The organism is Pseudomonas sp. NPDC086278 (assembly GCF_050280905.1).
Classification (GTDB): domain Bacteria; phylum Pseudomonadota; class Gammaproteobacteria; order Pseudomonadales; family Pseudomonadaceae; genus Aquipseudomonas.
On the sequence record NZ_JBNNWE010000041.1, the window covers coordinates 39166 to 50390 of the forward strand.

General features: G+C 61.5%; 11 protein-coding genes. 8 read left to right on the forward strand and 3 right to left on the reverse strand.

Features of this window, described 5'->3' with window-relative positions:
* Positions 1-73: 73 nt before the first annotated feature.
* Positions 74-865, reverse strand: a complete 792-nt coding sequence (locus tag ACQKP4_RS14865; RefSeq protein WP_427634256.1) for a lysophospholipid acyltransferase family protein — start codon at positions 863-865, stop codon at positions 74-76.
* Positions 865-1620, reverse strand: coding sequence for an L-ornithine N(alpha)-acyltransferase (gene olsB / locus ACQKP4_RS14870; protein ID WP_427634258.1), 756 nt, complete (start codon positions 1618-1620; stop codon positions 865-867). Before olsB ends, ACQKP4_RS14865 begins: the two co-directional genes overlap by 1 nt.
* A gap of 155 nt (positions 1621-1775) precedes the next feature.
* On the opposite strand from olsB, the gene ACQKP4_RS14875 reads away from it, so the two are divergent.
* From ACQKP4_RS14875 to ACQKP4_RS14895, 5 genes are all read left to right on the forward strand, one after another.
* Positions 1776-2663 carry an acyl-CoA dehydrogenase gene (locus ACQKP4_RS14875; RefSeq protein ID WP_427634259.1) on the forward strand — a complete coding sequence of 296 codons (888 nt, stop codon included), beginning with the start codon at positions 1776-1778 and terminating at the stop codon, positions 2661-2663.
* Positions 2664-2747: 84 nt separating this feature from the next.
* Positions 2748-3842 (forward strand): serine hydrolase domain-containing protein, encoded by a 1095-nt coding sequence (locus tag ACQKP4_RS14880; protein WP_427634261.1) that lies wholly within the window; start codon positions 2748-2750, stop codon positions 3840-3842.
* Complete coding sequence (locus ACQKP4_RS14885; protein WP_427634263.1) at positions 3839-4168, forward strand: amidase; 330 nt, start codon at positions 3839-3841, stop codon at positions 4166-4168. Before ACQKP4_RS14880 ends, ACQKP4_RS14885 begins: the two co-directional genes overlap by 4 nt.
* A gap of 233 nt (positions 4169-4401) precedes the next feature.
* Positions 4402-4992, forward strand: coding sequence for a YceI family protein (locus ACQKP4_RS14890; RefSeq protein ID WP_427634266.1), 591 nt, complete (start codon positions 4402-4404; stop codon positions 4990-4992).
* Position 4993: 1 nt separating this feature from the next.
* Positions 4994-6151, forward strand: a complete 1158-nt coding sequence (locus tag ACQKP4_RS14895; protein ID WP_427634267.1) for a phospholipase D-like domain-containing protein — start codon at positions 4994-4996, stop codon at positions 6149-6151.
* A gap of 134 nt (positions 6152-6285) precedes the next feature.
* Here ACQKP4_RS14895 and bglX read toward each other — a convergent pair whose 3' ends face one another.
* Positions 6286-8577: a beta-glucosidase BglX gene (bglX, locus tag ACQKP4_RS14900; RefSeq protein WP_427634269.1), complete on the reverse strand. Its 2292-nt coding sequence runs from the start codon at positions 8575-8577 to the stop codon at positions 6286-6288.
* 239 nt (positions 8578-8816) lie between these two features.
* Between bglX and ACQKP4_RS14905 the strand changes: the two genes are divergently transcribed.
* The 3 genes from ACQKP4_RS14905 to ACQKP4_RS14915 are packed head-to-tail and all read left to right on the forward strand — an operon-like array spanning position 8817 to position 10859.
* A complete protein-coding gene (locus ACQKP4_RS14905; protein ID WP_427634271.1) occupies positions 8817-9425 on the forward strand; it encodes a LemA family protein in 609 nt (202 codons plus the stop codon).
* Between the two features lie 33 nt (positions 9426-9458).
* A complete protein-coding gene (locus tag ACQKP4_RS14910) occupies positions 9459-10214 on the forward strand; it encodes a TPM domain-containing protein (RefSeq protein ID WP_427634272.1) in 756 nt (251 codons plus the stop codon).
* Positions 10215-10241: 27 nt separating this feature from the next.
* A complete protein-coding gene (locus ACQKP4_RS14915; protein WP_427634274.1) occupies positions 10242-10859 on the forward strand; it encodes a TPM domain-containing protein in 618 nt (205 codons plus the stop codon).
* Positions 10860-11225 lie beyond the last annotated feature (366 nt).

An 11225-nucleotide genomic window follows, 5' to 3' on the forward strand; every position in this document is an offset into this window, starting at 1 on the left:
GTGTGTCAGTCGACATCAATGTTGAATGACACACCACTTTCGCGAGCAAGCCCGCTCCCACATTCGATATGTGTTAAGCCGCGATGGCGGGGCGCATTGGAACTTGCTGCTTCTCGGGAATAGCCCCAAACAACGCCTTCTGCACCGCCTGCTGCGCTTCGAACGCCAGCGCCGCGCGTTCCCGGCCTTCGCAGGCAATCGGCCGGAGCAGATGAATCTCCACATCGCCCTGATCATTGGCAAACAGACGCATCAAGTGCGACAACAAATCATCGTCGCCAATAAACGGTGCCAGCGAATCGATTTCACCTTCACGCTGATACCGGATCGCCACCGGCTGCAGTTTCACCTTCGAATCAATCGCCGCCGACAGCAAACGCCCATGAAAGGTGCGCAACGAACGGCCATCGGTGGTGGTTCCCTCCGGGAACATCAGCAGCGGATGCGCCTGTTGCAGATGACGGGTCATCTGTTTGCGAATCAACTGGCTGTCGCCCGCGCCACGGCGGATAAACAGGCTGCCAGCCTTGGCCGCCAACCAGCCGGCGACGGGCCAGGTGCGCACTTCGGCCTTGGACAGGAACGACAGCGGCGCGACCATGCCCAGCAGCGGAATGTCAGTCCAGGACACATGATTGCTGACCCACAGCATCGGTTCCTTGGGCACCTCGCCGTGCACCGTCACGCGAAAAGGCAGGGCATTGGCGAGACGTGCCATGAAAAACCGCGACCAGTGTTGGCGCCGGACCATCGAATGGGCGATGCCCAGCCGCTCGAACAAGCCGAACACACCGGCCATGCTCAACCCTAGCGCGACCACCACCAGCACTCGCGCAATTCGCGCGTACACCCGAAGGCGGCTCATTACATGGCCGCCTTGAAGTGCTTGGCGTAACGCGGGCAGAGTTCGTCGCGCTTGAGCAGGATGAACACGTCGGCGACCTGGAAGTCTTCATCCCAGCACGGTTCGCCGCAGATCTTCGCACCCAGACGCATATACGCCTTGAGCAACGGCGGCATTTCGGCGATGACGTTGGACGGGATGTCCAGCACCGGCAGTGGTTTTTTCGGCTCGGCCCGCAGGTGTTCGGTGCACAGGTAACGTTCGCGCAAACGCTGCATGATCGCGTGAGCCTGGATGCCGCCGTCTTGCATCGGGATGCTCGCGCAGCCCATCAAATAACTGTAGCCGCCCTGGTTCAGGACTTCGGCCAGTTCGCCCCAGAGTACGGCGATGGTGCCGCCGTTGCGGTAAGCCGGGTCGACGCAGGTGCGGCCGATTTCGAGGATCGGGCCCTTCAAGTGCAGCAGCCCGTGCAGGCTGAATTCTTCTTCGCTGTAAAACTTGCCGAGGCTGCTGGCGGCGGTGTGATCGAGCAAGCGGGTGGTCGCCACCAGTCGTCCGGTGTTCAGGTCACGCACGCCGATGTGGGCGCAGTGAACATCATAGTCATCCATGTCCAGACCCAGCTCGGCGCCTTTCAGCTTGGCGTTGAATTCGCCGCTGAATACGTTGAAACGCAACGCCTGGGCTTCCTGCAAGGCTTCGGCGCCCACCAGGCGTTCGGCTTGCAGGCGGCGTTCATTGCCGGTGTCGCTGATGCGGGCGATCTGAGTCATTGCGAATCTCCGTGCGGGCTGGTCAACCCGTCTTGGGTTAGAGCCGATCGACTTTCTTTATGCAGCCGTGTTGTGCAAAGTCAGGCTATTTAGCCCCGGTGTCATCGCCATGAAGCTTTGGTGATGCTTATATGACAGCCCCCAAGGAGCCTCTTATGCCCTGGCAAACCCTGCTCAAGCGCCACGAACGCCTGCCCGCCAATGCAGACCTGGCGCAAGGTTATGCAACCTTGTTGCACCAGTTGGGCTCGGTTACGCCGTTTGAACTGGCCGTGGCCGGAGGGCGGATGATGACGACGCCCGGGCTGGCGTTTCTGGTGGGGTATCAAGCGGCGTTGCGCATGCTCTGGCCGAGCGCGCCGCCGAGCCTTGGCGCGTTGTGCGCGACCGAACGGCGCAGTTTGCGCGTGGCCGAGATGCAGACGCGCCTGAGCGGTTTGCGCGTCAGCGGGCGCAAGGATTTCGTCACTGCCGGTGATGCGGCGGACTGGCTGCTGATCGCCGCGCGCAGTGAAGCGTCTGGCGAAGCACCGCGCCTGAGTCTGGCGGTGGTTTACCCCGATGAGCCGGGCGTGCGTCTGGAAAAACTGCCGGCGATCCCATTGATGCCGGACATCAGCCACGGTCGGCTGTTTCTCGACAATGCCTTGTGTGAACTGCTGGCCGGGGATGGCTGGGATGCGTACGTCAAACCGTTCCGGACCCTGGAAGACGTTTACGTGCTGAGCGCGATGACGGCGTGGTTGTATGGCATCGGTCACGACAGTGACTGGCCGCAGGCTTTGCAACTGCGCTTGCTGGCGCTGCTGGCCGGCTGCGCGGAAGTCAGCCGGCAGGCGCCGAACAATTCGGCGGGGCATGTGTTGCTGGGCGGGTTGTTTGCACAATTCGAGGGGCTCAAGCCTGAAGTGGACCAAGCGTTGGCCGCCGGACCGCAGCATTGGGCGGCGATGTGGCAGCGCGATCAGTCGGTGATGGATCTGGCGGCGGGCGCGCGCGGGAAGCGGTTGGCAAAGGCGCTTGCGGGATCTTCGCTTGAGTGACTGGCGGCCCATTGGCAACACAAATCCCGGAACTGTCATCAACCTCAACTAGGCTCAGCAAGCCAACCCCGCCGAGCCCCTGCCATGTCCAAAGGCTTGACCCTGATTTTGATGCTGCTGCTCAGCCTCACGGCCCGCGCCGAAAACTGGCCGGCCGAGCAATGGCCGACCGCTCCGAACGCCACCGGCCCGGCGCTGCAGATCCTGGAGAGTTACGCTTTCCCACCCCGCGACGACAGCACCCGCAAAGGCATCCGCACCGACGCCTTGCTGGTGATCCGCGACGGTCAGTTGATCTACGAACGCTACGCCGGCCCGACCACCGCCGACACGCCGCACCTGACGTGGTCGATCAGCAAAAGCCTGATGGCCACGGTGCTCGGTGTCGCTTACGGCGAAGGCCTGTTCAAACTCGATGACCCGGTGCTCACGTTCTATCCCGCGTTGGCCAGGCATCCGACCCTGACCCTGGCCGACCTGTTGCACTGGGCCTCCGGTCTGGACTGGCAGGAAGATTACGAATACGCGCCGTTGCAATCGTCAGTGGTCGCGATGCTCTACACCCGTGGTCACGCCGACATGGCCGCGTTCACCGCCGATTACCCTGAATACGCCAAACCCGGTCAGGCCTTTCGTTATTCCAGCGGCGACAGCAACCTGCTGTCCGCCGCGTTGAAAAACATCGTCGGCCCGGCACGTTATGCCGACTACCCATGGACCGCGTTGTTCGAGCCGCTGGGCATTCGCCACGCGGTGTGGGAAACCGACGCCACCGGCACGTTTGTCGCGTCGTCCTATGCCTATCTCACGGCTCGGGACTTGGCGCGAGTCGGTTTGCTGATGGCGCGCGACGGCCGGTGGGGCGATCGGCAATTGCTGCCCAAAGACTGGGTCGCGTTCAATCGCGAGCCCTTCGTTCACTACCGGGCGAAACAGGACACCGCCGTGCCCGGCGGCCAGTGGTGGCTCAATCGCGCCGTCGATGGCGCGGCCCAACCCTGGCCTGATGCCCCCGCAGACACCTTCGCCGCGCTGGGTCATTGGGGCCAGGCGATGTACGTGATCCCCAGCGAAAATCTGGTGATCGTGCGTTACGGCGATGACCGCGACGACAGCTACGACCACAACCAATTGCTCAAACTCGCGCGCGCGGCATTCGCCGGAACGGTGCAGCCATGAACCGCCGCAGTGTTGGTCGCCGCCGCCCCTTCGGCACGCTGTTGCTGGTGCTGCTGATCGCCTTGCTCGGTTGGGTCTGGCACGAGCGCGTCGCGCTGTGGGCTTTCCCCGACATCATTGGTGCCTACACCGCCAAGGAATACTGTTCGTGCCGCTACGTGATGAACAACTCCACCGAGTATTGCCACAGCTACGTGAAGCAATGGCTGCCGACCAGCGGTTTCACCGATGAGCCCGACAGCAAACGCATCACCGTCAGCGGCATGGGTCGCACCCACAGCGCCGCGTGGCTCGGCGAACGCCAAGGTTGCCGCCTGAACCCCTGACTGCAACCCGGAGCTCTTGTGGCAAGGGAGCTTGCCCCCGTTGAAGTGCGAAGCACTCCAAAAATGCCGGATGCCAGTCACGGACAGCTCACGCAAAGCTCCTGTGGCGAGGGGGCTCGCCCCCGTTGGAGTGCGAAGCACTCCCAAAAATGCCGAATGCCAGTGACAGAAAGTTTGCATCCAGCTCACGGACGGTTAAGGTTCCTGCAGGTTTATCTGCCCTACGAGTCTTTATGCTCAACCGCTGCCTCCACAAAACCCTGGCGTTCGTGCTGCTGGCCGGCGCCTCGCTCTCGGCCCAGGCCAATTGGTACCTCGACGGCGAGTCTTCGCGGCTGTCGTTTGTCAGCACCAAAAACGCCCACCTCTCCGAAGTGCAGCGCTTTCTGGTGCTGCACGGCAAGGTCAGCCCTACGGGGCTGGCCGAGTTGGAAGTCGAGATGGACTCGGTGAACAGCGGCATTCCGTTGCGCGATGAGCGCATGCGCAAAGAGCTGTTCGAGATCCAGACCTACCCCGAAGCCCTGATCACCGCGCAAATCGATCTGCGCCCGATCAACGACCTCGCCCCCGGCGCGCAACTGGAGCTGCGCCTGCCGCTGACCGTCAACCTTCACGGCAAAACCCATGAATACAACGCCGAACTGCTGGCGACCCGGCTCGATGACCGGCGCTTTCAAGTGGTGACGCTTGAACCGCTGGTAATCAATGCCGAGGATTTCGCCTTGGCACCCGGCCTGGAAACGTTGCGCAAGCTCGCCGGTTTGTCGGCGATCAGTCTGTCGGTGCCGGTGGGTGCGGTGCTGATTTTCACGGCCCGCTGACATGGCCGGCCCGATCTTCCCCTGGCGTGAAGGCAACAGCTTCGAGCTGCTGATCGACGGCCCGCAGTTCTTTCCGCGGATGTTGGTCGCGATTGCCCGCGCCGAAGAACAGGTCGAACTGGAGCTGTACCTGGTGGAGGCGGGCGCCTGCGCCGAAGCCATGGTGCAAGCGCTGGTGCAGGCCGCCGAACGCGGGGTGCGCGTGCGCTGCCTGTTTGATGATTACGGCAGCCTCGCGTTCACCCTGACCTTGCGTCAACGCCTGACGGCCGCCGGGGTGGAATTGCGTTTTTACAATCGCCTGAGCTGGCGGCGCTGGGTCGGTAATTTCTATCGTGATCACCGCAAGCTGTTGCTGGTGGATCAACGCCTGGCCGTGGTCGGCGGCACCGGCGTCACCGATGAATTCTGGACGCCGGGCGAAGACGTCAGCGAATGGCACGAAGTGATGGTGGAAATCAGCGGTCCGTTGGTCATCGACTGGCAACTGCTGTTCGACCGCCAATGGATCGCCAACCGCCATCGTCATGCCTGGAAACCGGCCTCGCACTTTGGCCTGCCGCACCTGCCACGTGTGCCGTCGATGGGCGAGGGCATGGGTCGCGTGGCCTACGCCGACGCCCGTCAGCACCGCGACATTCTGCAATCGCTGGTTCGCGCATTGAACAGCGGCAAGCGACGAGTCTGGCTGGCGACCCCGTATTTCCTGCCGACCTGGAAAGTCCGCCGCTCACTGCGCCGCGCGGCGTCCCGAGGCGTCGACGTGCGCCTGCTGCTGACCGGGCCGCGCACCGATCACCCGTCGGTACGCTACGCCGGGCACCGCTACTACCCGCGATTGCTCAAGGCCGGGGTGAGGATCTTTGAATACCAGCCGTGTTTCCTGCACCTGAAAATGGTGCTGATTGACGATTGGGTGAGCATCGGCTCGTGCAATTTCGATCACTGGAATTTGCGCTTCAACCTTGAAGCGAATCTGGAGGCGCTGGACCCAGCGCTGACGAGGGCGGTGGCGGCGAGTTTCGACAAGGATTTTGCGTTGAGCCAGGAAATCAGCCTGGAGGCATGGCAACGCCGACCGCTGTGGCGGCGGGTCAAGCAGAGGATTTGGGGATGGGTGGACCGGGTGGTGGTGAATCTGCTGGATCGGCGGGGCTAGTCGTCACACCTCAAAACCAATTGTGGGAGCGAGCTTGCTCGCGATGGCGGCGTAACAGTCAACTGAGATGTTGAATGTTATGGCCTCATCGCGAGCAAGCTCGCTCCCACAGTTGTTATGTATTGCCTGAGAAATTACAGCAGTTCAAAGCTCTGCTGCGTCACGTCCTGGGAGTCCAGGCCGATCTGCACGTTGAACTTGCCTGGCTCTGCCGCGTATTTGAGCTGGGTGTTGTAGAACTTCAGGTCATCCTCGGTGATGGTGAAGTGCACGACTTTCTGTTCGCCGGCCTTGAGCATGATTTTCTGGAAGTTCTTCAGTTCCTTGAGCGGGCGAATCATCGACCCGGTCACGTCCTGGATGTACAGCTGCACCACGGTTTCGCCATCACGCTTGCCGGTGTTCTTCACCATCACGCTGGCGTCGAGCTTGCCGGTCTTGTTCAGCGTGGTCGACGACAGCGCCATGTCGCTCAGGCTGAAATCGGTGTAGCTCAGGCCGAAACCGAACGGGAACAGCGGCCCGGTGGTGTCATCGAAATATTGCGAGGTGTAGTTGCCCGGTTTGCCCGGCGTGAACGGCCGGCCGATGCTCAGGTGGTTGTAGTAGGTCGGAATCTGACCCACCGAACGCGGGAACGTGATCGGCAGTTTGCCCGACGGGTTGTAGTCGCCGAACAGCACGTCGGCGATGGCGTTGCCGCCCTCGGTGCCGCTGAACCAGGTTTCCAGAATCGCGTCAGCCTGTTCTTTCTCGTCGAGAATCGACAGCGGACGGCCATTCATCAACACCAATACCAGCGGTTTGCCGGTGGCTTTCAGGGCCTTGATCAGCTCGCGCTGGTTGGCCGGGATGTTGATGTCGGTGCGGCTCGACGATTCGTGGGACATGCCACGGGACTCGCCGACCGCCGCGACCACCACGTCAGCGTCCTTGGCGGCTTTGACCGCTTCGTCGATCAGCACTTGCGCCGAACGCGGATCATCGACCACTTCCGGGGCGTCGAAGTTGAGGAAGTTCAGGTAATCCAGGACCTTCTTGTCGCTGGTGATGTTGGCGCCACGGGCGTAGATCAGCGTGGCTTTGTCGGCCACGGCGGCGTTCATGCCGTCGAACAGGGTGACCGACTGCGCGGGTTTACCGGCGGCGGCCCAACTGCCCATCATGTCGATCGGCGCCTTGGCCAGCGGACCGACGAGGGCGATTTTCGCGGTTTTCTTCAGCGGCAGGGTTTCGTTCTGGTTCTTCAGCAGCACCAGGCTGCGGCGTGCGACGTCACGGGCCTCCGGACGGTGTAAACGGCTCTCGGCGTAGGTGTCGGCCGGGTCATCCTCAGCCTTGCCGATGCGCAGGTACGGGTCTTTGAACAGGCCCATGTCGTACTTGGCGCCCAGCACTTCACGCACGGCGTTGTCGATGTCGCTTTGCTCGATCTCGCCGGCCTTCAACAGCCCCGGCAGCTCTTTGCCGTACAGGGTGTCGTTCATGCTCATGTCGATACCGGCCTTGATCGCCAGCTTCGCGGCTTCGCGACCGTCAGCGGCGACGCCGTGTTTGATCAGCTCGAAAATCGCCCCGTGGTCGCTGACGGCCAGGCCTTTGAAGCCCCATTCCTTGCGCAACAGATCGTTCATCAGCCAGGTGTTGGCGGTGGCCGGCACGCCGTTGATCGAGTTCAGCGCGACCATGACGCTGCCAGCGCCGGCGTCAATCGCGGCGTGGTACGGCGGCAGGTAGTCCTGGTACATCTTGACCGGGCTCATGTCGACGACGTTGTAGTCGCGACCGCCCTCGACCGCGCCGTACAAGGCGAAGTGCTTGACGCTGGCCATGATGCTGTCGGCGGCGTTGGCGCCCGTGCCCTGGAACGCCCGGACCATGACGCCGGCGATGCGCGAAACCAGGTAGGTGTCTTCGCCGAAGCCTTCGGAGGTGCGGCCCCAACGTGGGTCGCGGGAGATATCGACCATCGGCGCGAAGGTGATGTCGAGGCTGTCAGCCGCGGCTTCCTTGGCGGCGATGCGCCCGGACAGGCCGATGGCGTCCATGTCCCAGCTCGAGGCCAGGGCCAGCGGGATCGGGAAAATGGTGCGGTGACCGTGGATCACGTCGTAGGCGAAGAACATCGGGATCTTCAAGCGGCTGCGCATGGCCGCGTCCTGCATCGGACGGTTTTCCGGACGGGTGATCGAGTTGAACGTGCCGCCGATGTTGCCAGCGGCGATTTCCTTGCGGATCAGCTCCCGAGGCATTTCCGGGCCGATGCTGATCAAGCGCAACTGGCCGATTTTTTCATCGAGGGTCATTTGCTTCATCAGGTTGCTGATGAAGGCGTCCTTGTTCTCCAGAGGTGCGGGGGTCGTGGCGGCCAATACGTTATGACTGGCCAGGCTGACGAACAGGCCCAGCAAACACAGCTTCTTCATGAATAGTTTTCTCAAAAGCCTAAACGGCCGTGAATCACGCGCCGGTCAGCCAAAATTTAGGGAGCGACTATTGTTGTTCAGGTAAATGCAGCAAACTCGCGAACTGTTTTTTGTGCTGGGGCATCTTTTAGCCCATCGGCACGCTTCAATCCAGTGGCGGCGCCGATTATGCCCCAAGAGGCGCATGCAAAGTTCGCCGGTTGCTTTTTCAACGGAATGTGCAAGGGAGCGTCAACCAGATGAACGTACGACACCACACTCGGTCGAGCCTGCACGTTGCAGCCTTGATGTTGCTGACCACGCTGCTGGCCGGCTGCGGCATCAACACCATTCCGACCCTCGACGAACAGGCCAAAGCCGCTTGGGGCCAGGTGCAGAACCAGTACCAGCGCCGCGCCGATCTGATTCCCAACCTGGTCGAAACCGTCAAGGGCTACGCCAAACACGAAGAAGAAACCCTGACCGCAGTGATCGAGGCGCGGGCCAAGGCGACCTCCATACAAGTGGATGCCAGCACCCTGGACAACCCCGAAAAGCTCAAGCAATTCCAGCAGGCGCAGGACCAGTTGACCGGTGCCTTGAGCCGTTTGATGGTGGTGTCCGAGCGTTATCCGGACCTCAAGGCCAACCAGAACTTCCTCGCATTGCAGTCGCAGCTTGAAGGCACCGAAAACCGCATCGCCGTGGCACGACGCGACTTCATCCTCGCCGTGCAGAAATACAACACGGAAATTCGCACCTTCCCCGGTCGCCTGTGGCACTCGGTGATGTACAGCGATTTGCCGATTCGCGAGACCTTCGAAGCGACCACGCCGGATGCCGATAAAGCGCCGCAAGTGAAGTTTTGATCGGCTGAAACGTCATCACGGAAGAGGTTGCCAATGCGCGCGTTGAAGGTGGGCCTGATCCTGTTGGTCTGGATGTTTGCCCTGACGGCACAGGCCGGGTTGAAGTTCCCGCTGCTGACCGGGCGGGTGGTCGATAACGCCCAGATGATCGAGCCGTCGGTGCGCGAGCAACTGACGCAGCAACTGCAGGCCCATGAAGCCGCGACCGGCGAGCAACTGGTGGTGGTCACGCTGCCGGATTTGCAGGGCACCGACATTGCCGATTTCGGCTATCAACTCGGTCGGGCCTGGGGCATCGGCCAGAAGGACAAAAACAACGGCGCGCTGCTGATCGTCGCGCGTGACGAGCGCAAGTTGCGCATCGAAGTCGGTTACGGCCTGGAAGATCGCCTGACCGACGCGCAGAGTTCGGTGATCATCAATCAGGTCATCACCCCGGCGTTCAAGGCCGGCAACTTCAGCAAAGGTATCAGCGACGGGGTCGCGGCAATGCTGGTGGTCTTGGGCGGCAGTCCACTGGATGAGCCGTCGACGGTTTACGAACCGCGCGGCGATGAAGACAGCGACTTCGTTTCGCGACATCCGGGCGTTTTCGTGTTTCTGGTGATGCTGTTCATCCTGACGATTTTCGTGTTGCAGATGCTTGGGCTGCTGCCCGCCGGCCGGGGAGGCTCGGGCGGTTCCGGCGGCGGCTTTGGCGGTGGTGGTTTTGGTGGCGGCGGGGGAGGCGGAGGCTTCAGCGGCGGCGGGGGCAGTTTCGGGGGCGGCGGTTCGTCGGGCGGCTGGTGATAACAATAATGAACAGGCATGGGTGACATGGCATTACTGACTGAACACGAACAACGCAAAGTCGCCGAGGCGATAGCCCGGGTCGAGCGCGACACCGACGCGGAGCTGGTGACTGTGCTCGCCGCCCGTGCCGACGACTACGCCTACATCCCGTTGCTGTGGGCGAGCCTGCTGGCGCTGATGGTGCCGGGCATCGTGCATTACCTGACCGGTTGGCTGACGATGCACAGTTTGTTGCTGGTGCAGTGGATCAGCTTCATCGTGCTGTGCCTGGTGTTTCGCATTCCCAAAGTCACCCCCTACCTGGTGCCGCGCTCGGTACGTCACTGGCGCGCATCGAATCTGGCGCGTCGGCAATTCCTCGAGCAGAACCTGCACCACACGGTCGGCAGCACCGGCATGCTGATTTTCGTCTGCGAGGCGGAGCGCTACGTGGAAATTCTGGTGGACGAAGGGATTTCGAAACGGCTAGACAACACGCATTGGCAGGGGATTGTCGCGGCGTTCACCCAGCAGGTGAAACAAGGGCAGACCTTGCAAGGATTTGTCACGTGCATCGAGGCCTGCGGCGAGTTGCTGAAGGTGCACGTGCCGGTGACGCAAGTGCGCAATGAATTGCCGAACCGGTTGGTGGTTCTAGGCTGATAGCATCCATCGAACTCACACACCCTTTGTGGCAAGTGTCTTTATGGCAAGTGAGCTTTTGTGGCAAGTGGGCTTCTGTGGCAAGTGAGCTTCTGTGGCAAGTGGGCTTTTGTGGCAAGTGAGCTTTTGTGGCAAGTGGGGCTTTTGTGGCAAGTGAGCTTTTGTGGCAAGTGGGGCTTTTGTGGCGAGGGGGCTTGCCCCCGTTCGGCTGCGAAGCAGTCGCAAGATCTGAGAACTCGGTTTATTGAAATACTCTAATTGGGGGCCGCTGTGAACTGGCCTAATGATTTTGGACACCTCAATCGGGCGCTATGATGGCGCCCAAATCTGAGGTGTTTGGATATGCGTAAATCTTATTCAAGTGAG

Excerpts from the sequence above, each read along its gene's own strand:
- ACQKP4_RS14865 (WP_427634256.1), bottom strand. The coding sequence starts at position 865 with ATGAGCCGCCTTCGGGTGTACGCGCGAATTGCGCGAGTGCTGGTGGTG.
- olsB (WP_427634258.1), bottom strand. The coding sequence starts at position 1,620 with ATGACTCAGATCGCCCGCATCAGCGACACCGGCAATGAACGCCGCCTG.
- ACQKP4_RS14875 (WP_427634259.1), top strand. The coding sequence starts at position 1,776 with ATGCCCTGGCAAACCCTGCTCAAGCGCCACGAACGCCTGCCCGCCAAT.
- ACQKP4_RS14880 (WP_427634261.1), top strand. The coding sequence starts at position 2,748 with ATGTCCAAAGGCTTGACCCTGATTTTGATGCTGCTGCTCAGCCTCACG.
- ACQKP4_RS14885 (WP_427634263.1), top strand. The coding sequence starts at position 3,839 with ATGAACCGCCGCAGTGTTGGTCGCCGCCGCCCCTTCGGCACGCTGTTG.
- ACQKP4_RS14890 (WP_427634266.1), top strand. The coding sequence starts at position 4,402 with ATGCTCAACCGCTGCCTCCACAAAACCCTGGCGTTCGTGCTGCTGGCC.
- ACQKP4_RS14895 (WP_427634267.1), top strand. The coding sequence starts at position 4,994 with ATGGCCGGCCCGATCTTCCCCTGGCGTGAAGGCAACAGCTTCGAGCTG.
- bglX (WP_427634269.1), bottom strand. The coding sequence starts at position 8,577 with ATGAAGAAGCTGTGTTTGCTGGGCCTGTTCGTCAGCCTGGCCAGTCAT.
- ACQKP4_RS14905 (WP_427634271.1), top strand. The coding sequence starts at position 8,817 with ATGAACGTACGACACCACACTCGGTCGAGCCTGCACGTTGCAGCCTTG.
- ACQKP4_RS14910 (WP_427634272.1), top strand. The coding sequence starts at position 9,459 with ATGCGCGCGTTGAAGGTGGGCCTGATCCTGTTGGTCTGGATGTTTGCC.
- ACQKP4_RS14915 (WP_427634274.1), top strand. The coding sequence starts at position 10,242 with ATGGCATTACTGACTGAACACGAACAACGCAAAGTCGCCGAGGCGATA.